Consider the following 26,443-nt stretch of genomic DNA (forward strand, 5'->3'; position numbering starts at 1 on the left):
GGGCAGGCTCGGTGACAGCGTCGCGAAAAATGCGACTCTAGAGTGCCCTCCCCAGTTCCTCGGGCAATGCCGTGCGCACAGCGCAAGCGATCCAGCTCGGCTACCCTCCATCCTTTGCTGACAAGATGCCGCCTGTGGCGGCCGGAGAACCCATCCATGCAATACCGTCGTCTGGGCCGCAGCGGCCTGCAAGTGTCCGAGCTGTCCCTGGGCTCCTGGGTCACGTACCACAACCAGGTGGACACGCATGCCGCCACCGAGATGCTGGCTGCCGCCTTCGATGCCGGCGTCAACTTCTTCGACAACGCCGAGGTCTATGCCCTGGGGCAAAGCGAACGCGTCATGGGCGAGGCCTTCAAGGCCTTGAAGTGGCCGCGCCTGCAGTACGTGGTGTCCACCAAGTTCTACTGGGGCCTGGGTGGCGAGGGCAACAACACCGTCAACCGCAAGGACACGCTCAACCGCAAGTACCTGATGCAGGCGATTGACGGTTCACTGGCGCGCATGCAGCTGGACTTCATCGACCTGGTCTACTGCCACCGCCCCGATCCGCACACGCCGATCGAGGAGACCGTGCATGCGATGAGCGACATGATCACCCAGGGCAAGGCCTTGTACTGGGGCACCAGCGAGTGGTCGGCCGCCGACATCCGCGCCGCCTGGGAGATCGCCGAGCGCCATCATCTGCACAAGCCGGTGATGGAGCAGCCGCAGTACAACCTCTTCCACCGCCAGCGCGTCGAGCAGGAGTACGCCCGCCTGTACCAGGACATCGGCCTGGGCCTGACGACCTGGAGCCCCCTGGCCTCGGGCCTGCTGACCGGCAAGTACAAGGCAGGCATTCCGGAAGGCAGCCGCGGCGCGCTGGAGAACATGGCCTGGATGCGCGAGCAGCTGCAGGATGCGGCCAAGAACAAGGCCGTGGCCGAGCTGGAGCGGGTGGCGGCCGATCTGGGCGGCAATGTCGCCCAGCTGGCCATCGCCTGGGCCAATCGCAACCCGCAGGTCAGCACCGTCATCCTCGGTGCCAGCAAGCTGCCGCAGCTGCAGGACAACCTGGGCGCCCTGTCCTTGACGCCCAAGCTCACGCCCGAGGTGCTGGCCCGCATCGACGCCATCACCCAGCCGCTGTCGCGCTGACGCTGAAGGTGGCGGAGTGTCCGGTAGTTCCGGGCATGCGCGGGGCAGCCATGCCCTACCATCCGGCGTGATGGAAGACGAAGCCTGCTGTATCCGCTGCCCCAGCCCTCCGCGGCCTGCGCCCCTGCGGCAGCGGGCGCAGCTCGTGGCGTGGCTGTTGGGCTTGTGCTGCTTCCTGCTGCCCGGGCTTCAGGCCCGAGTGAGCGCGGCGCCTGGCACCGGCATCGAGCTGCCCTTGCGTTTCGAGGCGGTCGGCCAGAACGGGGTGATCCCCAACAATGTGCTGTCCGCCCTGGCCCAGGATCAGAAGGGCTTTCTCTGGGTGGGCTCGGCGGCGGGGCTCTTGCGCTTTGATGGCTACAACTTCCGGCAGTTGCAGCTGCCGGCGCTGCAGGCGCAACAGCGCGGAGGGGCGTCGATCGACAGCCGCAGCCTGGGCTTTGTGCGTGTGCTGCTGAGCGGGCGCGACGGCCGGCTGTGGATCGGCAGCGATTCTGGTGGGCTGGTCGTGCACGATCCGGTCAACGAATCCACCACCCTCTACCGCCACGACCCGGCCCAGCCCGAGCGCACGGTGCCCAGCGGCACGGTGCTGGCCCTGGCGGAGGCGCCCGATGGGCAGATCTGGCTGGGCACGGCCTTGCAGGGCTTGAGCCGCTTCGATCCGGTGGGACAGACTTTTGAGCATTTCCGCCATGAGCCCGGCCGGGCCGGCAGCCTGCCCGACAACAGCGTGCAGACCCTGCTGCTCGATCGCCAGGGCACGCTCTGGATCGGCGGGCTCGGCGGTCTGGCCCGCAAGGCCGCGAACAGCGATCGCTTCGAGCCCGTGCCCCTGCCCGGCTTGGGGGCGGGGCCGGCCATCGTGCTGCGCCTGCATCAGGCCGAAGACGGCCAAATCTGGCTGGGCACCCAGCAAGGCGATCTGGCCTTGATCGACCCGGGCAGCCGGCGGCTGCGAGTGATCGACGCAACAGGGCCGCGGGGCGCGGTCTATGCCATGGCTCAGGCCGGGCCCAGCCAGATCTGGGTGGGGCGAGCTGGGGGGCTGGAGCTGCGCGCCGTGTCCGACGGGCGCTTGCTGCAGACCCTGCGTCACAACCCGCGCAACCCCAGCAGCCTGGGCGGCAACGAGGTGCGCTGCCTGCTGCAGGACCGTGGCGGCTGGATGTGGGTGGGCGGTTTCGGCGGCGGCCTGCAACGCCATGACGCCGACAACCAGAGCATCGGCGTGCGCAAGCTCGATGAGGATGGCGACGCGGTCTTCGACGACCCCAATGCCCGCAGTCTGCTGGAGCTGGACAGCGGCGAGGTCTGGGTGGGTACCACCTCGCAAGGCATCGGCGTGCTGGACGCGCAGCTGAAGGTGCGGCGCCAGATCGACCTGCGCGCCGCCCTGCGGCGCGGGCCACAGGAGGCGGTGCGCGTGTCCACCCTGGCGCGGGCGCCCGATGGCACGGTCTGGGTGGGCGTGGATTCGCAGTTGCTGCGCGTGGATGGCCAGGGCCGCGCACTGCAAAGCCTGGGCGTGGGTCAGGGGCGCATGCGCCGCACCGTTTTCGGCCGTGAGGGCGAGCTGTGGATCGGCACCCAGGACGGGCTGTTTCAATTGCCGCCAGGGCAGAACGCCGCGCGCCGCATCAGCCTGGCCGGGGGCGTGGCGCTCAAGGGAGAGGTCAACGCCATCGCCGAAGGGGCCGACGGCACGCTCTGGGTCGGCGGTGAAGCCGGCCTGTTCCTGCGCCCTGTGGGTTCGAGTGAGCTTCAGGCCGTGCCGATGGCTCCGGGCCAGGGCTTGCGCAACAGCATCATCACCGGCCTCTTGATCGACCGCCGCCAGCGCCTCTGGGTGGACACCGCCACCGGCCTGCACCAGATGAGCGGTTGGGACGGGCGCCAGGCCAGCTTCGATGCCATCAGCGATCGCAAGGGCATTGGCGGCCGCAGCTTCGGTGCCAATCTGCTGGACGACGAGCGCGGCCGCATCTGGAGCCAGAACTATGTCTACGACCCCAACCGCGACCATCTCTACGAGCTGACCCCGGCCGATGGCGCCGATGCCGGCACCAGCTGGTTCCGCTCCTACACCCGCTTGCGCGACGGCCGTTTTCTGTTCGGGGCCGGCCGCGGCCTGCTGGTGGTGGACCCGGAGAAGTTCGAGGGCTGGGCCTATCAGCCGCCCGTGGTGGCCACCGAGCTGCGCATCGATGGTCAGCGCATGCCCGCCGGTGCGCTCGGCTCCGGCCTGCGGCTCAATCCGCAGCAGCGCAGCTTCAGCCTGGAGTTCTCGGCCCTGGATTTCAGCGACCCCGGGCGCCTGCGCTATGCCTACCAGTTGGAAGGGTATGACCGTGGCTGGGTCAACACCAGCTCGGCCCAGCGCATTGCCAGCTACAGCAACCTTAGCCCGGGCCGCTATCTGCTCAAGGTCAGGGCCAGCAACCGCAGCGGCTTGTGGAGCCCGCAGGAGCTGGCGATCCCGATCTGGGTGCAACCGGCCTGGTGGCAGACCTGGTGGCTGCGCCTGGCTCTGGCCCTGCTGGCCAGCGGCTTGCTCTACGCCCTGGTGCGTTGGCGCACCGGCTATCTGGAACGCCGCCAGCGGGTGCTGGAAGAGCGGGTGCGTGAACGCACGGCCGAACTCGAGGCGCTGTCCGCGGCCTTGCAGGAAAAGTCGCGCGCGCTGGAAGAAAAATCGCTGGCGCTGGAGGACCTGAGCCTGTCCGACCCCCTGACCGGCCTGCGCAACCGCCGCTTCCTGGCCCAGCATATCGAGGCCGATGTCGCCATGACCTTGCGCCGCCACGAGGCCCAGGCCCGGCAAGGCGGTGTCCTGCCCGAGGATGCCGATCTGGTCTTTTTCCTGATCGACATCGACCATTTCAAGGACATCAACGACCGCTTCGGTCATGCCGCCGGCGACCGCCTGCTGCGCCAGATGCGCGACCGCCTGCGCCAGGTCTTCCGCGACACCGACTATCTGGTGCGCTGGGGCGGCGAGGAGTTTCTGATCGTCGCCCGCGGCAGCCCGCGCAGCCATGCGCCCGAGCTGGCCGAGCGCATGCGCGCCCTGGTGGCCGAGAAGCCTTTTGTGCTCGATGCCGATGGCCTGGTGCTGCACAAGACCTGCTCGATCGGTTTTGCCTGCTTCCCGCTGTCGCCCCAGCATCCGCGTGCGCTGGACTGGAACCGCACGGTCGATGTGGCCGATGCCATGCTCTACGCCGTCAAGCGCGGCGGCCGCGATGGCTGGATGGGCGTGCTGCAGGCCAGCAGCGGTTCGGCCCAGCAACTGCGCGAGCGAGCCGCCGCCGATTGGTTGCAGGCCGAGGGCGTGATGCGGCTCAGCTCGCCCGGCCTGGGCGCGGCGCTCAAATCGGGTTGAACAAGGCAGCGGCCACGGCGCGATCGCGCCCCTGGGCCTTGGCCTGGTAGAGCGCCAGATCGGCCTGAGCCAGCCACTGCGAGGCCGTGCCGCCACGCAGCGGCACCGCACTGATGACGCCGAGGCTGAGCGTCAGCAGCGGCCCCAGCGGTGAGACCGCATGCTCGATGGCGGCCTCGCGGATGCTGGCGCGGCAGCGCTCGGCCACCGCCATGGCACCGGCGGCATCGGTCTGGGCCAGCAGCAGCACGAATTCTTCGCCGCCATAACGCGCCACCACATCGGTGGGTCGGCCCACGCTGGCGCGCAAGGCCTCAGCCACTCGCACCAGGCAGCTGTCGCCAGCCTGATGGCCGTAGTGGTCGTTGTAGAGCTTGAAATGGTCCACATCGACCAGCAGCAGGCTCAGCGGCGTGCCCAGGCGCAGGCCGCGGCGCCATTCCTCCTCGAGCTTTTGCATCAACAGGCGGCGGTTGGCCAGCTCGGTCAGCGCATCGGTGGTGGAAAGTCGCAGCAGCTGCTCATTGGCGTGCTGCAGCTCGATCTCGAACTGCTTGCGTTCGGTCAGGTCGGTGATCACGCCCACATACTGCTTGCCCTGCGGGCCGCGGATCTCGGACACCGAGACCTGCACGGTCAGCGACCGGCCGCTCTTGTGCAGGGCATTGAACTCGCGCGTGCGGCCCAGCAAGGGCAGTTCACGCTCGCCCTCGGTGCCCTCACGGCGGCGCAGGTAATGGTCGTGGGCGCCGCGGTCGGGTTCGTCCATCAGCAGGGACACGTTCTGGCCCAGCATCTCCTCGGCCCGGTGGCCGAACAGACGTTCCACGGCCGGGTTGCAGCTGAGCATGTGCCCTGCAGCGTCGATGGTGACGATGGCCACGCCGGCCGTCATGATGATGGCCTGCAGCTGTGCCTGGCTCGCTTGCAGCTCGCGCTCCTTGAGCACGAGATCGCTGATGTCCTGACGCACAGCGACCAGGAAGCCTTCGGGCGTGCGTGTCTCGGAAACGCGCAGCCACAGGCCGCTGCTGAGCTGCTGGAGATGGGCTTGTTCGCTGCGGCCGCGGCGTGCCAGGCGCTCGGCCATCCAGGCCTCCTCCATGCCATGGGCTTCCACCGGCAGGGCGCCGGCGGCGCGGGTCTGCTCCAGCATGAAGGCGAAGGTCTTGCCCAGCATCTGCGCATAGTCCAGGTGGGGCATCCAGCTGACCACGCGGCGGTTGGCCAGCAGCAGGCGATCTTGCTCGTCGTAGATCTCGATGCCGGCCGGCATGGCGTCCACCGCGCGCTCCAGCAGCTGGCGCTCGGCCTGCGCGGCCGCCTGCGCCCGGGCCAGGGCGTGTTGGGTCTCCACCAGCTCGGTGACATCGAGGCGGATGCAGACCAGCTGGCCCGAGGCCGTGCGTTGCTCGTAGAGATGCAGCCAGCGGTCGCCGAACTGCTGCAGGCGGGGGCGCAGGCGCTGGCCGCGCTCGGCCAAGCGCTCGGCCAGCCAGTCGGCCTCGCGTCCGCGAGCCTCGTTCACCAGGCCGGCGGCCAGGGATTGGCGCAGCACATCCTTGAAGCGCAGGCCAGGCACCAGGTATTCGGCCACCTGCGGGTAGTCCTCGCGGATGCGCTGGTTGCACAGCAGCAAGCGGTCCTCGGCGTCCCAGAGCTCGAAGCCGGCGGGCAGGGCCTCGATTGCATCAAGCAACTGGCGTTCGCGCTCATCGGCTGCGCTGGCGGCGCTGGCCTTGGCCTGCTCCGTGCGGGCAGGCGATCGAAGCAAGGGCAGCAGGGCCAGCAATGCGGCCCCCAAGGGCAGCGCTGCCAGTTCGCGCGGAGACGGGGTGAAGAGCAGCAGCAGGGCCAGCAGCAGGCTGGCGGCACTGATGCGCAGCAGCATCAGCGTGCGGCGGCGGGCGTCCGGCGCCGGAGGCAGGGGGGTGGTCATTCTTGGTGTCCCGGCCGTGGTGTTCGCCCGATTCTGAATCAGGCCCGGAGCACGGGCATGCGGGCTAATCCGCATGTGCCCGCAAGCAGGGGGGCATGGTCAGCCGGCGGCTGCGTTCAGCTGGGCCAGGCGCTCGGGGGTGCCGACATCGGTCCAGGGGCCGCGGTACTCGCTGGCTGCCAGGGCGCGGCGGCCGATGGCGTCTTCCAGGCTGTGGCGCAGGCGCACCGCCTGGCCGAGCGGCAGGTCCTGGAACAGCCGGGCCTTGAACAGGCCCAGGCAGGCCCAGGTCAGGCGCGGCAGATCGGCGGGCGCGCCGTGGCGCTCGCTCAGGGCCAGGCCCTCGGGGCTGATGGCGAAATCGCCGCCCGGGTGGTGGGGGCTGTTGGCCACCATCCAGAGCCGGCCGTCGAGGGCGTCGTCGGCCGCGAAGCGCTCGGCAGCCTCGGCCTCGAAGCGGAAACCCGGCACAAAGACATCGGCGGAAGCGACCCAGAAGCTGCGCTCGCTGCCGGCCGTCAGCAAGGGCAGGGCCTTGCGGATGCCCCCGGCGGTTTCTAGCGCGCCGACCGGCTCGCGCGATTCGTCGCTGTAGTGCAGTCGCACCCCCCAGCGGCTGCCGTCACCCAGGACCGCCGGGAACTGCTCGGCCAGCCAGGCGATGTTGATGACGATGTCGCGCACGCCGGCCGCAGCCAGGGCTTCGATATGCCAGACGATCAGGGGCTTGCCCTGGACGGAAAGCAGGGGTTTGGGGCAGGTGTCGGTGAGCGGCCGCATGCGCTCGCCGCGCCCGGCCGCGAGGATGATGGCTCGCATGGGGGCGAATCTTAGGCCCTCGCTCGGGCTCGCCCTTGCCTCGTGCCCAGCGGCTGTTCAGGCCGTTGTTGTGTCGGTGCCTGGCCCTTGCACGGGAATCCAGACCTTGAAGCAGCTGCCCACGCCAGGTTCGGATTCGACCTCGATGCGGCCGCCATGCTTCTTGACGATGGAGAAGGACAGCGACAGGCCCAGGCCTGTGCCCTGGCCCACCGGCTTGGTGGTGAAGAAGGGGTCGAAGATGCGGCGCATCACCTCGGGCGGCATGCCCTGGCCGTTGTCCCGCACGCTGATGCAGACCCAGTCGCCCTGCGCCTCGGTGCGCAGCTGCAGCAGGCCCTGGCCCGGCATGGCATGGGCGGCGTTGACGATCAGGTTCATGAAGACCTGGTTCAGCTGGGCCGCCAGGCAGCGCACCGGCGGCAACGGGCCGTAGTCGCGCCGCACCTCGACCTTGTACTTGATCTCGTGCCGCACCACATTGAGGGTGGATTCCAGGCCCTGGTTGAGATCGGCATCCTGCCAATCGGCCTGATCGACGCGCGAGAAGTCCTTGAGGTCCTGGACGATCTTCTTGACCCGGCCGAGGCCGTCATCGCTTTCGCGCAGCAGCTGGGGCAGGTCTTCCTGGATGAACTCGAAATCCGCTTCCTGTCTCAGGCACTCGATCTGCTTGCGAAGTTCGTCGGGCAATGTGGCGTGGTTGATGGTTTCGTACAAGCCATTGAGCTGCAGCATGGATTCGATGTAGCGACGCAGGGTGCCCAGATTGGAGGCGACAAAGCCGACCGGGTTGTTGATCTCATGCGCCACGCCGGCCGCCAGCTGGCCGATGGAGGCCATTTTTTCCGACTGCAGCAACTGGTTCTGCGCGTCCTCCAGCCGGGCATTGGCTTGTTGGATCTGGCGATAGTTGTTGACCAGTTCGCGTTGTGCGCGCATCACTTCGCTGCGGTCCTGCAGCAGCCACCAGACGGCGGTATCGGGGTCGCCGGGGTTGGCCGGATAGGCGATCAGCTGTACCCAAATCAGCTGATTGCTCGCAGTTCGCAGTTCCATCTCGTGCATCACGGATTGGCCCGCTTGCAGCGTCGGTCGGGCCATATTGCGCATGGCCTTGTAGGCCGCTGCATCAGGGAAGTAGTTGAAGGCCGCCATCTCGGCATTGCTGAGGCCCTCCATTTCGAACATCTGTGCAAACTTCTTGTTGCTGCGCAGGATCTGGCGCTTGCTGGTGCAGAGGATGCCGACCGACGCGTTCTCAAGAAACGCGTCGAGGTCCTGGTGGCTGCGCAGCAGCTCGGCGCTGCGTTCGGCGACCAGGGTTTCAAGCTCTTGCTGGTGGCGCTTGAGCTCTTCTTCGGCCGCATGGCGGCGGCTCACGTCCATCAGGGTTTCGATGGCGCCAATCAGGCGCCCCTGTGTGTCGTAGAGCGGCGCGGCGGTGCAGAACACCCAGCGACCGTTCTGGCCGAACTGAGGAAAGTAGTCTTCGGTTTCGTAGGCGCCGGGCAGGCTGGGCGAGGCGCGCAAATTGGCGCCCGCCAGCCTTTGCAGCTCGCTCTCATCGATCACCTTGCCATCCACGATCAGATCCACCATCAAGGGGCGGGGCTCGCTGAAGAACGGTCGCCAGGTCTGATCGCTGCCCACCATCTCGCTGGCCGACAGGCCGGTCAGTTGCACGCAGGCTGCGTTCCAGTGGGTGATGCGGTGCTCGGTGTCGATCACAAAAGTGGCGACCGGGTTGTTTTCGAGGATCTGGTACATCACCCGGCCGACATTGAGCAGGCTGTCCTGCACATGGCGCATGTCACTGAGATCGGTGCAGGTGAGCAGGGCCAGGGGGCCCTGCGGTCCGGCGACGCGGCTGGCGCTGATTTCCAAGTGGCGCACCGAGCCGTTGGCCGTAAGCGCCTCGCACTCCAAGGTGGGCAGGTCGTCCTGCGTTTGCAGGCAGCGCTCGCCGTAGGCTTTGACCGGCTCAATGCTCGCTTCGCTGGCCCAGGCGTAGTGCGGCACCAGGCAGAGCTCGGCCAGGCTGTAGCCGAGCAGGCGCTGCAGGGCCGCGTTGGCGAACACGATGCGCTCGCCGTCATGAACCATCAAGGGCGCGCTGACGGCGCTGAGTGCATGCACGCAGACCGGGTCGAGCACTTCGGGGGCCGGCGGCAGCACGGAGGCGCCGCCGGTGGCAGCCCAGAGTGCCTTGGCCAGGCCGCTGGCCTCGCGCGGTGCCGTATCGAACTCAAGCATGTTGCACCTGACGTGGTGACTTGCGTGCGTCCTGAGGCTTCTTGATGAAGAAGCTCACGGTCAAGCGTTCGCGCTGGTCCATCAGCTGCACCTGGCGGATCAGGGCGCTGCTGAAGACATGGCCGGCCGGCAGCAGCAAGCTGCCATGCGGGCTCAGCAGGTCGCGCGCCAGCACCATGCCCGGGCGCAGCTCCGCGACCGTGATCTCCTGATCGGCCGCGTTCTCGAGGGCCAGGGCGGCTTGCACGGCGTCAAAGGCGGCCAAGACCTCGGGGTCGTAGTGCTGCCCACCGTTCTCGTGGATGGCTTTGCAAGCATCCTCGGTGGAGTAGACCTTCTCGGCCAGTCGGCCGGCGATCAGGGATTCGAAGGTGCTGGCGATGTTGATGATTTGCGAGCCCAGAGGGACTTCGATGCCGGTCAGGCCGTCCGGGAAGCCCTTGCCATCGACCCGCTCATGTTGCGAGCGGATGAGCAGGGCGCTTTGGTGCAGTCGTGCCAGCGGCATGAGCGCGGCCTGGGCTTGCAGCGGGTGGCGTTTGTAGAGTTCGAACTCCTGGCCGCTCATCAGGGACACGGTTTTGCGCAGCAGCTCGTCCGGCAGGCCGATCTTGCCCACCTCGTGCAGCAGGCCGGCGTTGTGGATGTCCAGCACTTCGGCCGGGCCCAGCTTCAGCTCCTCGGCAATGCGGCCGGCCAGGGTGGCGACGCGCCGACCATGGCCGCTGACGCTGCCGTCGCGCAGCTCCAGCAGACCGGCGAACACGCTGATGGACAGGGCGAAGTTCTCCTCCAGCTGGATGTGGGCTTGCTGCAACTGTTCATGGGCTTGGGCCATGGCGGCGTGCGAGCGACTCAGTTCTTCATTCGCCTGTTGCAGCTCCTGGGTGCGTTCTTGCACGCGTCGTTCCAGCTCGTCGTTGACACTGGCCAGCTGCTGATTGCTGCTGTCAAGTTGTTCGTTGCTGGTTTTGAGCTCGGCATTGACGGCAGCCAGTTGACCGTTGGCGTCTTGCAATTGCGTGTTGACGCTCTGCAGCTGGGTGTTGCTGTCTTGCAGTTGCAGATTCATGTCCTGCAACTGTTCGTTCTGCACGGCGGTCAGCTGTGCCAGTCGCTTGTTCTCTTGTTCGAGCTGATGGCGTGTCAGGCCGTCACCGATGGACAGAACGATGTCCTGGTCGTCCCATGGCTTGGAGATGTAGCGATGGATGGCGCCCCGGTTGATGGCGGCGATGGTGGAGCTGATGTCGGCGTAGCCGGTCAGCAGGATGCGCACGGTGCTGGGCCAGCGCTCGCGCACCTGTTCGAGGAACTGCACGCCATCCATCTCCGGCATGCGCATGTCGGAGACGACCAGATCGACGGTTTCCATCTCCATCAGCGCCAGGCCGGCCGCACCGCCTTCGGCCATCAGGACCTTGTGGCCCTGGGGCCGTAGCAGGCGCCGCAGGGCGCTCAGGATGGAAGGTTCGTCATCGACCAGCAGGATGGTCGCCGGGCTGCGTGCGTCCTCAATCATGGTGGCACCTTTTTCGCCAAGCCCCGATCCAACAATATGTCGGCATGCGGGCCCAGCGCTCTCGGGTCTTTAGCTTGCGCTTGAAGGCCGCTGCACGCACATTTCAAATTGATAAAAATGTGAAATACGAGCGAATTGCCGCTGCTGCCGTGGCCACGCTTGCAGCTGACCACGGCAGAGTCTGCTTCAGGGCTTGCAAGCAGGGCCGCAGCGAGCCCGCGCTAGCTTAGCGCTTGACGACCTTGACGCTGGAATTGGCCTTGCCGGCCTCCACATAGCCAATGGCGCCTGGTGTCGAGGCCACGAACTTCAGCACCTCGTCGTCGCCACCCAGTTCCTTCGGTGGTTTGGCGCCGCCGGTGAAGATCTGGCGGGCCCACAAGGCCTTGAGCTGGGACTGGTTCTTCTTGAGCACCTTGTTGCCGAAGTCTTCGCGGGCGGCTCCGTCCTTCTGGTCCACCGGGATGGCCTCGCCGCCGCCGGCAAAGGTCTTGGTCTGGCCGAGGAAGATCTTGCTGATCTGCTCGTCATCCAATGCCGACGCATTGCTGGGGTGGACGATGACCACGGTGTCGGCCTGCGCGGCCGAGACCAGCAGGCTGAGGCAGAGGCTGGCTGCGGCGAGTGCGGCCGTGTGGCGGCGTGTGCTGTGCGTTTGGTGTTGCGTCATGATGGCTGCCCCTCGCTCAGAAGACAAAGTCATAGGACAGGGTCACGAGCTTGCGGCGCACATCGTTGCCGTCCAGCAAGTCCCAGCGGCTGCGGTCGTACTGCGCCTTGATCGAGCTGGTGTCACTGAGGTCGTAGCGCAGACTGAAGCTGGTCATCGCGTCTTTCTCGACCAGGGTCGTGAAGGCCGCGTTGTAGGCCTTCAGCTGACTGACGGTGACCATGGGCGTGAACTTGTCGAAGCGGTAGCCGGCGCCGATCATGCGACCGCGGTAGCTGCCGCGGGCCGGTGAGCGGTTGATGTAGGAGATCTCGCTGCGCAACAGCCAGTTGTCCTTGTCGATGACGAAGGACAGGGCGGCGAAGGTCTGCGGCGAGTGCGTGCCGGTGGCCGGATCGGGCGAGGTTTGCACGCCCTCACGGAATTGCTGCTGCTTGGACTTGTTCAGCGCCAGGCGGGCGGTGAACCAGTCGCGGTTGATTTCGAGGTCGATGCCCCACATCTGATCCCAGTTGATGTCCGAGGGCGCGGCGGTCTCGAGCTTGGCGATCGGGTTTTTCTTGGTGTGTTCGCTGCCGACGTAGGCATTCGATTTCACCGCCCAGCCGGCCACATCGCCGCGGTAGGTCAGGTTGGCGCCGTTGTAGTTGACGACGGCCCAGCCGTAGACATCAGGCGGCACGCGCACCCAGCTGTAGGCGTAGCTGACGTCCTGGTAGTCGGAGTAGAAGAACAGCGGCAAGCGCTTGCGGCCCAGCTGTACGGTCAGCTGCGGGGTCAGGTTGTAGGACAGGTAGGCCCATTCCAGATCGGCCTTGGCCTTCTGCGCCGCATGGCGTGCGACACCCTGTGCAGTGAAGGACAGATCGGGGGTGAAGGTCCAGTTGCCCTGCAGACCGATGCGCGACTCGGGTTTGAGCGACCATTTCTGCTCGTAGACCGAGCCGTGCGAGAAGTCCGCTATCAGGCAAGGGCAGTTCCATTGCGTGCCATCGGGATAGCCGATGTCGATGCCTCCAGCGCTGACCACCTTGCCGAGGGTGACGTTGCCGAAGCCGGAGTAGCTGAAGTCCACAGCCTGGCTGAGGCCGCTGGCGCCGAGCAGGCCGATCGCCAGACTCAAGGGCTTGAACAGCGAGCGCGTGCGTGGAGAGGCGGGGGGCGTGAGAAGAGGGAGCTTTCGCATCTTGGGTCCTTCCAATGGATCAACAGCACCATCGCAGCGAGATGCCTGTCTCCGTTTATCGCCCGATGCCCGCTCAGGTCTGAGTCAGAACAGGGTGTTGTTTATCGCCCATTTGTGCGTTGTTCGCGCGAGACGATCGGCCTACAAGGCCGGCCCGAAACCCAGCGGCGCTGGCAAGGCGCGCAGCACCGTCTGCACCAGGGCCTGGTAGGGCGCATCCACCGCATGGCCGGCCAAGGGGTCGCGGTTGCTGGCAAAGGCCTCGTCAAGCTCGGCCCAGTCTTGCGCACTCAGATGCTGCAAGGCCAGGGGCAGGACCTGCGTTTCCTCCACCTGCATGTGCTGCAGATAGCCGTGGACATAGCGCTCGCAGAGCTGCTCGAAGGCTTCGCGCCGGCTCTCGCCCATGATCTCGAAGGCCAGCAGCGCATGCTCCAGATCGCGGATGGCGCGCTCGCCGCGCAGATGGTCTTCGTCCAGCCGATCCAGCACGCTGCGGATCTCGGGCGCCCGGGCGCGCAGCTTGGGGAAGAGCAGGCTGCTCTCCTTGGGGTGGTGCAGGCGCTCGGGAAACTCGTCCAGGTAGAACAGCATGGCGCGCAGGGCGGCGAAGTCAGGCTGCGCCTGGCGCCGGCGCAACTCGGCCAGCAGCAAGGGCAGGGATCTCAGCATGGCAGCCAGGGCGCGATGTTCGTCGCAGATCACCTGCAGGGTCAGCGGGCGGGTCGTGGGCATGGAACCTCCGGGGCGGCGCGGCGAGAGAAGGAGGGAAGGCGCACGCAGCTGCAAGACTGGCAGATTCCGGCGGCACGAATTTGCGCTGCATCAAGGGTCGGCGGCCCATTTCGGCAGGGCTGGCGCGCGGGTCGGGCGCCAGGCCCACGCCGGCCAAGTAAAATCCGGGATTACCCCGCAACTCTCCCTTCCGCACGCACATGGCAACTACCGCTGCTCGCAACCCCACCCTGATGGCCAACGCCATTCGCGCACTGGCCATGGACGCCGTGCAGCAAGCCAACTCGGGCCACCCGGGCGCGCCCATGGGCATGGCCGACATCGCCGTGGCCCTGTGGAGCCGCCATCTGCGTCACAACCCGGCCAACCCGCAATGGGCCAACCGTGACCGCTTCGTGCTGTCCAACGGTCACGGTTCGATGCTGATTTACGCCCTGCTGCATCTGTCGGGCTACGCGCTGCCGATCGAAGAGCTCAAGGCCTTCCGCCAACTGCACAGCAAGACCCCGGGCCACCCGGAAGTGGGCATCACCCCGGGCGTGGAAACGACCACCGGCCCGCTGGGCCAAGGCATCACCAATGCCGTGGGTCTGGCCCTGGCCGAGAAGATGCTGGCCAAGGAGTTCAATATCGACGAGCACCAGATCGTCGACCACCACACCTATGTGTTCCTGGGTGACGGCTGCCTGATGGAAGGCATCAGCCACGAAGCCGCCTCGCTGGCCGGCGCCTGGAAGCTGAACAAGCTGATCGCCATCTACGACGACAACGGCATCTCGATCGACGGCCAGGTCGCGCCCTGGTTCGCCGACAACACCGCCCAGCGTTTCGAAGCCTATGGCTGGAACGTGGTCGGCCCGGTGGATGGTCATGACGTCGACGCCGTTGACGCCGCCATTGCCGAGGCCAAGAAGAGCAGCGTCAAGCCGACCCTGGTGATCGCCAAGACCCATATCGGCAAGGGCTCGCCCAACCGCGCCAACACCGCCAAGGCCCACGGTGAACCGCTGGGTAACGAGGAAATCAAGCTGACCCGCGAGCAGCTGGGCTGGGCGCATGAGCCCTTCGTGATCCCGCAAGAGGTGTATGCCGACTGGGATGCCAAGGCCGCCGGCGCCGCCCTGGAAACTGCCTGGGACGAGCGCTTCGACGCCTACGCCACCGCCCACCCCGAGCTGGCCGCCGAGTTCGCGCGCCGCATGGCCGGCGTGCTGCCCGCCAACTTCGCCCAGACCGCCGTCGATGCGGTGGTCGCAGCCCATGGCAAGGCCGAAACGGTCGCCAGCCGCAAGGCCAGCCAGATCGCCCTGGAAGCCTTCACCGCCGCCGTGCCTGAACTGCTGGGCGGCTCGGCCGACCTGACCGGCTCCAACCTGACCAACACGAAATCGACCCCGGCCTTCCGCGTCGAGGCCGATGGCAGCAGCAACGGCGGCCGCCACATCAACTACGGCGTGCGCGAGTTCGGCATGGCCGCCATCATGAACGGCGTGGCCCTGCATGGCGGCTACATCCCCTACGGCGGCACCTTCCTGACCTTCAGCGACTACAGCCGCAATGCCATCCGCATGGCCGCGCTGATGAAGCAGCGCGTCATCCATGTGTTCACCCACGACTCCATCGGTCTGGGCGAAGACGGCCCGACCCACCAGTCGATCGAGCATGTCGCCTCGCTGCGCCTGATCCCGGGCCTGGATGTCTGGCGCCCGGCCGACACCACCGAAACCGTGGTCGCCTGGACCATGGCCATCGGCAACGCCCAGCGCCCCAGCGTGCTGGCCCTGTCGCGCCAGAACCTGCCCTACGCGCCCAAGACCGCCGTCGATGACATCGCCAAGGGCGCTTACGTGCTGAGCGAGCCCAGCGATGCCGGCCTGAAGAAGAAGGCCCGCGGCGTCATCATCGCCACCGGCTCCGAAGTGCAGCTGGCCCTGGCGGCGCAAGCCACCCTGGCCCAGCAAGGCATCCCGGTGCGCGTGGTCTCCATGCCCTCGACCACCGTATTTGACCGCCAGGACCTCGCCTACAAGAAGGCCGTGCTGCCGGAAGGCCTGCCGCGCGTCGCCGTGGAAATGGGCGTCAGCGATGGCTGGTGGAAGTACGGCGTCGCCGCCGTCGTCGGCATCGACAGTTACGGCGAATCCGCCCCCGCCCCGGTGCTGTTCAAGCACTTCGGCTTCACCGCCGAGAACGTGGTCGACACGGTCAAGGTGGCCCTGGGTGTGGCCAAGCTGAAGGGCGGCAAGAAGCGCTGATCGGCTGAATGCCCAAGGGTGCCGGAGTAACCGGCGCATCAATCGCTCTCACCAACAGAGGGGCAAGACCATAGGTCTTGCCCCTTTTTTGTTCTGTCGGGTAACTACGCACATCACCAGTACGCCTTGTGTCGCGATACTTCAGCCCGCTCGTCGGTTCCGTAGAAAGTGGCGTGGCCATTTGAATCTCAATGGGGAGTCCAGTGTGTTGACAGGCAAGAAATGGTGGCGACTAGGTATGCTCCTTGGGCTGACACTTTTGCTCGCGGCGTCTGTTCGCGCGCAGACGGCGCTTCCTGAAACTCGCTCCAGGGAGTGGATTGCCTGTCTCACGAAAGGCCAGGATGAACTGCAATACCCCGAGCAGTATCAGCAACTTCGCGAGGGTGGTTTTGTCCGCTTCAAGTTGGTGTTTCGTAGAGCCGACCAAGCTCCCGAGCTGGAGGTGCTTGCACGGTCGATGCGACAAGATTTGCTGGAAGATGTGCGTGTTTATCTGAAGCAGTATCGTCTGCCCTGTTTGCCCGCCGGTGAAAGCGTGGTTGCCGTGCAAGAGGTGCGTTTTAGCGCTGTGCCGAGTACACCTATTCTTTGGGGCGGCCTGCTTGATGTTCCAGAGGCTGTCCCGCAGGCAGTCAACGATTGTTTGCGTACGCCCGCGAATCCGATCAAGGTGGACTGGAACTACCGTGTCGACGGTAGAAGGGCCTTGAAGAACCATGAGAATTTGGTCGTCGAGCTGCGTTTCGACGCTGCCGACAGCCCGCCCAAGGTCAAGGTGTTGTACGACTCGGCACCAGCCGCCTTTCGAAAGGCGGTTTTGAGTTATGTGGACGAGTATCGATGGCCTTGTTTTGTGGAAGGGGGTCGTCCGATGGAGTTTGAACAGCAGTTCCATCTTGCAAATACCAGCGATAAGAAGCTCGTACTCAAGGATCTTCGCCTGCTCGACTTGCTGGGGGTGACCAAGGACATCGACAAGGCGCAGGTGTACTTCGACTTCAACACCATGGCATGCCCGTTCGATCTGGTCTTGGGTGTGGGTATGCCGGCCTTTCCGAACTCCGTCAGCGAGGTGGGTGAGCGAAACCTCAATCGCATCGGGTTTCTCAAATGGTTGAAAGGCTTGAGCCTCAACCTCATGCCTGATGACTTTGAGCAACTGCTTGGCCAGAAGACGGTGGTCACCGTGCCGTGCGGTGTGCTGAGCCTTGGGCAGTCCGAGTCGCAGCCGTGAAGGTTCAGGCTCAGCGCCTTCTGCAGATCAAATGGACTGTCCAAGAATGGCGGGTCCGCGCTTGGAACTAAACTTGAGCCAGTCCAGGTTTCTCATCCTCGCTTTCATTTCAAGGAGTCTTTCCTCATGACGATCAAGATCGGTATCAACGGCTTCGGCCGCATCGGCCGTATGGTGTTCCGTGCCGCCATCGCCAACTTCAAGGAAATCGAAGTGGTCGGCATCAACGACCTGCTCGAGCCCGACTATCTGGCCTACATGCTCAAGTACGACAGCGTGCACGGCAAGTTCGACGGTGAAGTCTCGGTCGACGGCAACACCCTGGTCGTCAATGGCAAGGCCATCCGCCTGACCCAGGAGCGTGATCCTGCCAACCTGAAGTGGAACGAAGTCGGCGCCGACATCGTCGTCGAAGCCACAGGCCTGTTCCTGGACAAGGCTTCGGGCGAGAAGCACCTGGCTGCGGGCGCCAAGAAGGTGGTGTTCTCGGCACCGTCGAAGGACGACACCCCGATGTTTGTGTTCGGTGTGAACCACAACACCTACGCCGGCCAGGCCATCATCTCCAACGCCTCGTGCACCACCAACTGCCTGGCTCCGCTGGCCAAGGTGCTGAACGACAAGTGGGGCATCAAGCGCGGCCTGATGACCACTGTGCACGCCGCCACCGCGACGCAAAAGACCGTGGACGGCCCGAGCAACAAGGACTGGCGCGGCGGCCGCGGCATCCTGGAAAACATCATCCCCTCGAGCACCGGCGCAGCCAAGGCCGTGGGCGTGGTGATCCCTGAGCTGAACAAGAAGCTGACCGGCATGAGCTTCCGCGTGCCGACCTCCGACGTCTCGGTGGTGGACCTGACCGTCGAGCTGAACAACGAAGCCTCGTACAAGGACATCTGCGCCGAGTTCAAGGCCCAGTCTGAAGGCGCATTGAAGGGCGTGCTGGGTTACACCGAAGAAAAGGTCGTGGCGACCGACTTCCGCGGCGACGCCCGCACCTCCATCTTCGACGCCGACGCCGGCATCGCCCTGGACGGCACCTTCGTCAAGCTGGTGGCCTGGTACGACAACGAGTGGGGCTACTCGAACAAGGTGCTGGAAATGGTGCGCGTCATCGCCAAGTGATGCCGCAGCCCGCGCGCCACGCGGCGCGCTGAGCACACCGGGGCCTTGCCATGGCGGCAAGGCCTTTTTTTTGCGCCTGCGCGGTGCGCGTGGCAAGCCTTTTCTCTGTGTCAACAAGCGGGGGCAAAGGAATCTTTTCTTTACGCCGAGGCATTTCAGGCCGCTCTAAACTGGCGCGACAGCGCTCGGGCAGCCCTGCTCGACGGCCTCGCCATTGCTCGCCTATATTCATTCCGGCCCAGGAGCTTGCCCCATGAAAACCACCCCCCTCGGCCTGAGCCTTTGCCTTTCACTGCTGGCCATCGCCTGGGCCCCCACGGTGCCTGCGCAGACCGCGCCGCTGGTGGCTGCTGCGGCTGCCGAAGCGCAAGCCCGCGTCATCGTGCGCTTCAAGCCGGCGGCGGCCAGCGTGCGGGCCAAGGCCATGTCGGTGTCCATGAGCCGCAGCGCGGCCATGGATGTGGCGCAGACCCGCGCCACCGGCCTGGGCCTGCGCAGCGGCCTCAATGCCCGCACGCGCCAGGGCCTGCGCGCGCTACGCAGCCTGGATGAGCGCACCCATGTCATCGTTGCCAGCGGCATCAGCTCGGCCGCCCTGGCCCAGCAGCTGGCGCTCGATTCGGAAGTGGAAATGGCCGTGGTCGATCAGCGCCGCCGTCACACCCGCCTGCCCAACGACCCCTTCTACGCCACCGCCCTGCCCAGCGGGCCCAGCGTCGGCCAGTGGTACCTGAAGCCCCCGAGCAGCGTGCCAGGCGAGGCTGTGTCCAGCATCAATGCACCGGCCGCCTGGGACATCAACACCGGCCACAGCAGCATCGTCGTGGCCGTGCTGGACACCGGCATCCGCAAAGACCACCCCGAGCTGGCGGCCCAGATCGTGGGCGGCTACGACATGGTGGGCCTGAACTCCTCCAGCGCCCAGGCCACGGCCACCGCCAACGACGGCGATGGCGCCGATGCCGACGCCTCCGACCCCGGCGACTGGGTCAGCCAGGCCGACATCAACGGCGGCAGCCTGGGCAGCGGCTGCGATGCCGGCGACATCGGCAACAGCTCCTGGCATGGCACGCGCGTGGCCGGCCTGATTGCAGCCGCCTCCAACAACGGCGCAGGCATGGCCGGCGTGGCCTGGGGCGTGAAGATCCTGCCGGTGCGCGTGCTCGGCAAATGCGGCGGCTACGACTCCGACATCATTGCCGGCATGCAATGGGCGGCGGGCGTGGCCGTGCCCGGCCTGCCCAGCAATCCCAACCCCGCCAAGGTGCTGAACATGAGCCTGGGCGGCAGCGGTGCCTGCGGCACCACGGGCACCGGCCAGCTGTACCGCAATGCCATCAGCGCCGTCACCGCGCGTGGCGCCAGCATCGTCGTCGCCGCCGGCAACAGCGAGGGGCTGGCGGTCGGCCTGCCCGGCAACTGCCCCGGCGTGATCACGGTCACCGGCCTGCGCCATGTCGGCAGCAAGGTCGGCTTTTCCAGCATCGGCCCCGAGGTCAGCATCGCAGCCCCGGGCGGCAACTGCGTGAACCTCAGCGGCGCCTGCCTCTACCCCATGTTCAGCACCACCAACAGCGGCACGACCACGCCGGTGGTGGGGGATGCGTCCTACACCAACAACGGCGCTTCGGTCGGCACCAGCTTTTCCACCCCGGTGGTGGCCGGCACCGTGGCCCTGATGCTCTCGGTGCGCCCGAGCATGACGCCGGCCGAGGTGCTGAGCACTTTGCGCAGCACCGCACGCCCCTTTGTTACCAGCGGCGGCACGGCCGGCATCCCGCAATGCACGGCGCCGACCTCGGCCACCCAGGACGAGTGCTACTGCACCACCAGCACCTGCGGTGCCGGCATGCTGGACGCCGGCGCAGCTGTGGCCGCGGCGCGGGCCGCCAATGGCGCGGTGATCCAGATCGTCAGCACCCCGAGCACGCCTCTGGCAGGCAATCCGCTGAGCCTGAGCGCCAGCAGCAGCACCCTGGGCACCGGCCGCAGCATCGCCAGCGCCGCCTGGACGCTGAGCTCGGGCGGCGGCATCGTCAGCGCTTTCAGCGCCGGCGCCAACACGCAAACCGTCACCCTCACGCCCAGCGGCGCCGGCAGCTTCAGCGTCAGCTTGCAGCTGATCGACGACCTGGGCACGGTTCACACCAGCACCCGTACGATCACGGTCTCGGCCGTCGGCAGCACGGCGCAGACGATTGCCTTCACGGCGCCCAGCGGCCTGGTGTTCGGCCAGGCGCCCAGCAGCCTGGTGGCCACCGCCAGCTCGGGCCTGCCGGTCAGTTTCAGCAGCAGCACGTCTGCGGTCTGCACGGTCAGTGGCAGCAGCCTGACCCTGGTGGCGGGCGGCACCTGCACCGTGGTGGCCAGCCAGGCCGGCAGCGCCGTGTTTGCCGCGGCCCCCTCGGTCAGCCGCAGCTTCACGGTTTCGCCTGCAAGCCAGAGCATCAGCTTCCCGGCCGTGGCCGATCAAGTGCTGGGCACGGCGGCCCCGGCCCTGGCCGCCACGGCCAGCTCGGGACTGAGCGTCAGCTTTGAAAGCAGCACGCCGGGCGTGTGTACGGTCAGCGGCACGTCTTTGAGTCTGCTCAGTTCCGGCGTTTGCACGGTGCTGGCCAAGCAGGCCGGCAACAGCAACTACCAGGCGGCGGCGGACGTGGCGCGCAGCTTCAATGTGGCCGGCACGCCGCAGACCATCACCTTCTCAGCCATCGCCAACCAGACCCTGGGCACGGCCATGCCGGCCCTGGCGGCCACGGCCAGCTCGGGCTTGGCGGTCAGTTACAGCTCCAGCACGACGGCGGTCTGCACGGTCAGCGGCACTGCGGTTTCGCTGCTGACGGCGGGCACCTGCACGCTGACGGCCAGCCAGGCCGGCAATGCCAGCTTTGCGGCTGCCAGCCCGGTGTCGCAGAGCTTCACGGTATCGGCCGCCTCGGGCACGACGCCGGGAGGCAGCACCAGCTCGGGCGGTGGTGGAGGTGGTGGCGCTTTCAGCGGCCTGTGGCTGGCCCTGCTGGCGCTGGCGGCCTGGGCCCTGCGCCCGGGTACCGCGGAGCGCGGTGAAATGAGCCGCCGCTCAGCGGCCGCCGCTGGTCGGGCTTGATGCGCTGGCTGCCAGGCTCGCCGCGGCGCCCGTGCAGCTCTTGAAGCCGGCCGCCAGAGCGGGGCTCTTGAGGCTCTTCAGCTGGGCGCGGCGGGCACCGTCGGCCTGCACGAACACCAGGGTGTGGCGGTTGATCGGTGCCTGCAGTTGCAGCACCTGCAGGCCTTTGACTGCGCGCTGGCCCAGGCGATCGATTTGCAGCTGGGCCGCCTTCTCGCTGGCATGGCGGCTCAGCAGCAGGGCTGGCATCTCGGCCGGCACGCCGCTCAGCGGCTCGTAGTTGATCTTGAGCTTCTTCAGCACGTCTTCCTTGCGGCCTTGCAGGTCTTTGTTGGGGAAGCGGGTGGTGGCCACGGCCCAGACGCCGGCCTGCTCGTTGTGCAGGGCCTGCCATTCGCTCGCGGGCACGCCGGCATTGGCCAGCACGGTCTGTGCCGCCTGCAGGGCCGCATCACCCTCCAGCGGCCCCAGCTCCACGCAGGCGCGCTGCTGCAGGGCCTTGGCGGCCGAGGGGCTCAGCAGCTCGATGCGCTCGGGGTTCTGTTGGCGAGCCAGGCGCTCGGGCTCGCGATCGCCGCTGGCCTTGATGCCGACGAGGCCATCCAGCCAGCCCTGGGTCCAGCTGAAAAACAGTCCGTTGAGAATCAGCAGCAGGGCGAGCAGGGCACGAAGCATGGTGGTCGTGGGGGCTGGGGCTTCAGCGGCCGGTGGTCGGGGCGGCGGGCGGCGGGCTCAGGCGCAGGCTGACTTCACCGGCGCTGACGCTTTGCAGGCCCAGGGCCGTGTCGATCTGCAGCGAGCCATCGGCGGCCACGCCACGGGCGATGCCTTCCAGGGCGCCGGCGCTGACAGGCTGGCCCAGGGTCAGGTCACGCCGGGCATAGGCTTCGGTCCAGGCGGCGAAACCGCCCTGCGGGAAGTCGCGCAGGCAGCGCGCCATGGCCGGGGCGATGCGGGCCAGCACGGTGGGGCCGTCCAGCGTGGCATCGAACTCGCTCAGCGAGGCAAAGCCGGTGTTGAAGGTGGCGCCGGGCTGGGTGTCGGGCTCGCCGGCCAGGGCCTGGATGTTCAGGCCCACGCCGATGATGACCATGCGCTGCTCACCGGCGGGCACGGTCTCGATCAGGATGCCGCCCAGCTTGCGGCCATCCAGCCACAAATCATTGGGCCACTTCAGTTCCAGGCGCGGCCGCTGGCCGGCGGCCAGCTTGCTGCTGGGTTCCAGGGCCTCGGCAATCGCGCAGCCGATGGCCAGGGACAGGCCGCCCCAGTCGGCCAGATCCAGCGGCAGGCCCAGGGAGAAGGTCAGCGAGGCGCCGGGGCTGGACAGCCAGGCGCGGCCCTGGCGGCCGCGGCCGTGGGTCTGGTGCTCGGCCACCAGCAGGCAGGGCTGCATGTCGTGGGCGCGGCGGCCGTAGCGGCTTTCTGTGCCTTGCTGGGCCTGGCTGCGCACCCGCTCCAGCAGGGCGGTGTTGGTGGAGGCGGTGCGGGCCAGCACTTCGATGCTGATGCCGGGCAGCAAGGGGGTCAGGTCTTGCCAGAGGGCTTCGGCTTTCCAGTCGAGATGGCTGCGTTCGGAGAGGCTCATGGGTGGCGGAACATCACTCAGCGTTTGGGCGCCAGCATGGTGCCACGGCAGAAGGGGCTGCCGCAGTAGCAGGCGAACTCTTTCTTCAGCTTCGGGGTGTAGCGCTCGTCGATGGTGAGGCCGTAGTCATAAAACAACTCTTCACCGGGGGACAGGTCTTGCAGGGCCTTGATGAAGACGCGACCCTTGATCTCGTCGGTCTCGCAGTTGGGCTCGCAGGAGTGGTTGATCCAGCGCGAGCTGTTGCCGCCGTAGAGAGCATCGATGACGCGGCCGTCCTCGATGTGAAAGTAGAAAGTGTGGTTGGGCTGCTTGGGATCGTGGGGGTGGCGCTCCATGGCCTCGTCCCAACTGATGAGCTCACCCGTGTATTCGATGATGACTTCGCCCGCCTTGATCGGCGCTAGCGCATAGACTCCGCGCCCATGCACACCGGAATTGCGGACCTGGATGCGCCGACCCTTGCCGGCTGCAGCCTTGGCAGGCTGGGCGGGCTTGGCAGCCGGGGCCGAGGCCGGGGCAGACTTTTTGCGAGCGGCTTGCGTCATCGGAAGTTGTGGTTACATTGAATTCATGGGTGTGCGCGCGTGCAGGTACGTATGTGCATGGGCGCGCGCGAGGCCGGATTGTAGGCAGGCCGGAGTCAGCGACTTCGGCCGGCAGCGAATAGACGAGTAGAAAACTTCATCATCATCATGAGCAAGACCCTGATCATTGCCGAGAAGCCGTCCGTGGCGCAGGACATCGTCCGCGCCTTGACCCCCAAGGCGGGGAAGTTCGACAAGCACGATGAATACTTCGAGAGCGAGGACTACGTCGTCAGCTCGGCCGTCGGCCACCTGGTGGAGATCAAGGCGCCCGAGGAGTTCGACGTCAAGCGCGGCAAGTGGAGCTTTGCCAACCTGCCGGTGATCCCGCCGCACTTCGACCTCAACCCCATCGACAAGAGCAAGGGCCGCCTCAATGCCCTGGTCAAGCTGATCCGCCGCAAGGACGTCACCCAGCTGATCAACGCCTGTGACGCGGGCCGCGAAGGGGAGCTGATCTTCCGCCTGATCGTGCAGTACGCCGGCACGGCCAAGGCCGCGATCAACAAGCCGGTGCAGCGCCTGTGGCTGCAGTCCATGACGCCGCAAGCCATTCGCGATGGTTTCGACAAGCTCAAGAGCGATGCCCAGATGCTGCCGCTGGCCGACGCCGCGCGCTGCCGCTCCGAGGCCGACTGGCTGGTCGGCATCAATGGCACACGCGCCATGACCGCCTTCAACTCGCGCGACGGCGGCTTCTTCCTGACCACCGTGGGCCGGGTGCAGACGCCGACCCTGTCCATCGTCGTCGAGCGCGAAGAAAAGATCCGCAAGCATGTGGCGCGCGACTACTGGGAAGTGCGCGGCGTCTTCGACGCCCAGGCCGGCCAGTACGAAGGCAAGTGGTTCGACCCGAGCTGGAAGAAGGGCGAGGATGCGGAAGCGCGCGCCGACCGCATCTGGAACCGCGCCGAGGCCGATGCCATCGCCGCCGCCGCCCTGGGCCAGCCGGCCAGCGTGCGCGAAGAAAGCAAGCCCACCACCAGCAGCTGTGGCGGCCTCTACGACCTGACCACCCTGCAGCGCGAGGCCAACTCGCGTTTCGGCTTCTCGGCCAAGACCACGCTGAGCCTGGCCCAGGCCTTGTACGAAAAGCACAAGGTGCTGACCTACCCCCGGACCGACTCGCGCTTCCTGCCCGAGGACTATCTGGCCGTGGCCAAGCAGACCGCCGAGATGATCGCCGGCGAGGACCTGCCCGGCCCCCTGCGCGAGCTGGCCGGCCACGCCCGCAAGGCGCTCAACGAGGGCTATATCAAGCCGACCAAAAAGGTCTTCGACAACAGCAAGGTCTCGGATCACTTTGCCATCATCCCGACCCTGCAGGCGCCCAAGAGCCTGACCGACATCGAGGCCAAGCTCTACGACCTGGTGGTCAAGCGCTTCCTGGCGGTGTTCTTCCCGCCGGCCGAGTTCCTGGTCACCACCCGTATCAGCACCGTCAAGGCCGCCGGCAAGGAGCTGAACTTCCAGACCAATGGCAAGGTGCTGGTCAAGCCGGGCTGGCTGGCCGTCTACGGCAAGGAGGTGCAGGAAGACGACGCCAATCTGGTGGCCGTGGCCCCGGGCGAGGTGGTGCGCACCGAGTCGGTCGATGTGAAGAGCCTGGCCACCAAGCCGCCCGCCCGCTACACCGAAGCGACCCTGCTCTCGGCCATGGAAGGCGCCGGCAAGCTGATCGACGATGAAGAGCTGCGCGCAGCCATGACCGAGAAGGGCCTGGGCACACCAGCGACCCGCGCCGCCACCATCGAAGGCCTGCTGACCGAAAAGTACATGCTGCGTGATGGCCGTGAGCTGATCCCCACGGCCAAGGCCTTCCAGCTGATGACCTTGCTGCGCGGCCTGGACATCAAGGACCTGACCAAGCCCGAGCTGACCGGCGACTGGGAGTTCCAGCTCTCCGAGATGGAAAAGGGGCGCCTGAACCGCGACGAGTTCATGGCCAAGATCGCCGCCATGACCGAGCGCGTGGTGCAAAAAGCCAAGGAATACGACCGCGACACCATCCCCGGCGATTACGCCACCCTGAAGACGCCCTGCCCGAAGTGCAGCGGCGTGGTCAAGGAGAACTACCGTCGCTTCACCTGCACCGGCAAGGATGGCGCTTCGGAGGGCTGCGGCTTCTCGATCGGTAAGATCCCCGGCGGCCGCAGCTTCGAGCTGCACGAGGTGGAACAGTTCCTGGCCGACAAGAAGATCGGCCCGCTGGAAGGCTTCCGCTCCAAGGCCGGCTGGCCCTTCACGGCCGAGCTGGCCCTGGTCTTCGACGAGGAGATCCAGAACTGGAAGCTTGAGTTCGACTTCGGCGACGACGGCAAGAACGGCGAGGGCGATGGCGAGGCGGTGGACTTCAGCGCCCAGACCTCGCTGGGCGCCTGCCCCAAGTGCCAGGGCCGGGTCTTCGAGCATGGCAGCAACTACGTCTGCGAGCATGCCGTCGGCGCTGCCATCACCTGCGATTTCAAGAGCGGCAAGATCATCCTGCAGCAGCCCATCGAGATCAGCCAGATGCAAAAGCTGCTCAGCGAGGGCAAGACCGCGCTGCTGGAGAACTTCGTCTCCAACAAGACCCGGCGCAAGTTCAAGGCCTTCCTGGCTTACGACAAGAAGGCCGGCAAGGTGAACTTCGAGTTCGAGCCGCGCGCGGCCAAGCCGGGCGTGCCGCTGCGCGGTGCCGCGGCCAAGACGGCGGCTGCCGATGTGGTGAGCGAGGCGCCGGCGGCCAAAAAGGTCGCGGCCAAGAAGGTGGCCGCGAAGAAGGCCCCAGCCAAGAAGGTGGCGGCCAAGAAAGCCGCCTGAAACCCGGGCGCTGCATGACTCCACCCCCTCTTGCGAGGGGAACTGGGGCTGCTCCTCATCGGCAGGGCGCACAAAGGCGCTATGCTGATGC

Annotated in this window: 17 protein-coding genes; 7 read left to right on the top strand and 10 right to left on the bottom strand. The window is 66.6% G+C overall.

Annotated features, from left to right (window positions below):
* The first annotated feature begins 156 nt into the window (after positions 1–156).
* Together AC1Q6P_RS06265 and AC1Q6P_RS06270 are read left to right on the top strand one after the other, a co-directional pair.
* A complete protein-coding gene (locus tag AC1Q6P_RS06265; RefSeq protein WP_492664949.1) occupies positions 157–1,140 on the top strand; it encodes a potassium channel beta subunit family protein in 984 nt (327 codons plus the stop codon).
* Positions 1,141–1,339: 199 nt separating this feature from the next.
* Complete coding sequence (locus AC1Q6P_RS06270; protein WP_492664948.1) at positions 1,340–4,525, top strand: two-component regulator propeller domain-containing protein; 3,186 nt, start codon at positions 1,340–1,342, stop codon at positions 4,523–4,525.
* On the opposite strand, the gene AC1Q6P_RS06275 is transcribed toward AC1Q6P_RS06270, so the two are convergent.
* The 7 genes from AC1Q6P_RS06275 to AC1Q6P_RS06305 form a co-directional block, all read right to left on the bottom strand.
* Positions 4,512–6,464 carry a sensor domain-containing diguanylate cyclase gene (locus AC1Q6P_RS06275; RefSeq protein WP_492664947.1) on the bottom strand — a complete coding sequence of 651 codons (1,953 nt, stop codon included), beginning with the start codon at positions 6,462–6,464 and terminating at the stop codon, positions 4,512–4,514. The two genes, AC1Q6P_RS06270 and AC1Q6P_RS06275, sit on opposite strands and share 14 nt — an antisense overlap.
* A gap of 99 nt (positions 6,465–6,563) precedes the next feature.
* Complete coding sequence (locus AC1Q6P_RS06280; protein WP_492664946.1) at positions 6,564–7,283, bottom strand: nucleotidyltransferase family protein; 720 nt, start codon at positions 7,281–7,283, stop codon at positions 6,564–6,566.
* A 57-nt stretch (positions 7,284–7,340) separates the two neighbouring features.
* Positions 7,341–9,539 (bottom strand): PAS domain-containing sensor histidine kinase, encoded by a 2,199-nt coding sequence (locus tag AC1Q6P_RS06285; RefSeq protein ID WP_492664945.1) that lies wholly within the window; start codon positions 9,537–9,539, stop codon positions 7,341–7,343.
* Positions 9,532–11,061, bottom strand: coding sequence for an HD domain-containing phosphohydrolase (locus AC1Q6P_RS06290; protein WP_492664944.1), 1,530 nt, complete (start codon positions 11,059–11,061; stop codon positions 9,532–9,534). The genes AC1Q6P_RS06285 and AC1Q6P_RS06290 overlap by 8 nt, the downstream gene beginning before the upstream one ends.
* Before the next feature lie 226 nt (positions 11,062–11,287).
* Positions 11,288–11,731 (bottom strand): type 2 periplasmic-binding domain-containing protein, encoded by a 444-nt coding sequence (locus tag AC1Q6P_RS06295; protein WP_492664943.1) that lies wholly within the window; start codon positions 11,729–11,731, stop codon positions 11,288–11,290.
* 16 nt (positions 11,732–11,747) lie between these two features.
* On the bottom strand, positions 11,748–12,917 hold the full coding sequence (locus AC1Q6P_RS06300) for a TonB-dependent receptor (protein ID WP_492664942.1): 1,170 nt from the start codon (positions 12,915–12,917) through the stop codon (positions 11,748–11,750).
* A 141-nt stretch (positions 12,918–13,058) separates the two neighbouring features.
* Positions 13,059–13,652, bottom strand: a complete 594-nt coding sequence (locus tag AC1Q6P_RS06305) for a hemerythrin domain-containing protein (RefSeq protein ID WP_492664941.1) — start codon at positions 13,650–13,652, stop codon at positions 13,059–13,061.
* A 200-nt stretch (positions 13,653–13,852) separates the two neighbouring features.
* Here AC1Q6P_RS06305 and tkt point away from each other — a divergent pair, with 200 nt between their 5' ends.
* The 4 genes from tkt (at position 13,853) to AC1Q6P_RS06325 (ending at position 21,375) form a co-directional block, all read left to right on the top strand.
* Positions 13,853–15,907 carry a transketolase gene (gene tkt, locus AC1Q6P_RS06310; protein WP_492664940.1) on the top strand — a complete coding sequence of 685 codons (2,055 nt, stop codon included), beginning with the start codon at positions 13,853–13,855 and terminating at the stop codon, positions 15,905–15,907.
* A gap of 205 nt (positions 15,908–16,112) precedes the next feature.
* The gene (locus AC1Q6P_RS06315) at positions 16,113–17,144 is read left to right on the top strand and encodes a hypothetical protein (RefSeq protein WP_492664939.1); all 1,032 of its coding nucleotides are present in this window, start codon (positions 16,113–16,115) and stop codon (positions 17,142–17,144) included.
* A 126-nt stretch (positions 17,145–17,270) separates the two neighbouring features.
* On the top strand, positions 17,271–18,269 hold the full coding sequence (gene gap, locus AC1Q6P_RS06320) for a type I glyceraldehyde-3-phosphate dehydrogenase (protein WP_102768356.1): 999 nt from the start codon (positions 17,271–17,273) through the stop codon (positions 18,267–18,269).
* 253 nt (positions 18,270–18,522) lie between these two features.
* Complete coding sequence (locus AC1Q6P_RS06325) at positions 18,523–21,375, top strand: S8 family serine peptidase (RefSeq protein ID WP_492664938.1); 2,853 nt, start codon at positions 18,523–18,525, stop codon at positions 21,373–21,375.
* On the opposite strand, the gene AC1Q6P_RS06330 is transcribed toward AC1Q6P_RS06325, so the two are convergent.
* The 3 genes from AC1Q6P_RS06330 to AC1Q6P_RS06340 are packed head-to-tail and all read right to left on the bottom strand — an operon-like array spanning position 21,349 to position 23,511.
* On the bottom strand, positions 21,349–22,050 hold the full coding sequence (locus tag AC1Q6P_RS06330; RefSeq protein WP_492664937.1) for a hypothetical protein: 702 nt from the start codon (positions 22,048–22,050) through the stop codon (positions 21,349–21,351). The genes AC1Q6P_RS06325 and AC1Q6P_RS06330 overlap by 27 nt on opposite strands.
* Positions 22,051–22,072: 22 nt before the next feature.
* The gene (locus AC1Q6P_RS06335; protein WP_492664936.1) at positions 22,073–22,963 is read right to left on the bottom strand and encodes a biotin--[acetyl-CoA-carboxylase] ligase; all 891 of its coding nucleotides are present in this window, start codon (positions 22,961–22,963) and stop codon (positions 22,073–22,075) included.
* Between the two features lie 17 nt (positions 22,964–22,980).
* Positions 22,981–23,511: an SET domain-containing protein gene (locus AC1Q6P_RS06340; protein WP_102768353.1), complete on the bottom strand. Its 531-nt coding sequence runs from the start codon at positions 23,509–23,511 to the stop codon at positions 22,981–22,983.
* Positions 23,512–23,658: 147 nt separating this feature from the next.
* Between AC1Q6P_RS06340 and AC1Q6P_RS06345 the strand changes: the two genes are divergently transcribed.
* The gene (locus AC1Q6P_RS06345; protein ID WP_492664935.1) at positions 23,659–26,352 is read left to right on the top strand and encodes a DNA topoisomerase III; all 2,694 of its coding nucleotides are present in this window, start codon (positions 23,659–23,661) and stop codon (positions 26,350–26,352) included.
* Positions 26,353–26,443 lie beyond the last annotated feature (91 nt).

The sequence above is a fragment of the Roseateles sp. GW835-FHT13E02 genome (genome assembly GCF_058794035.1).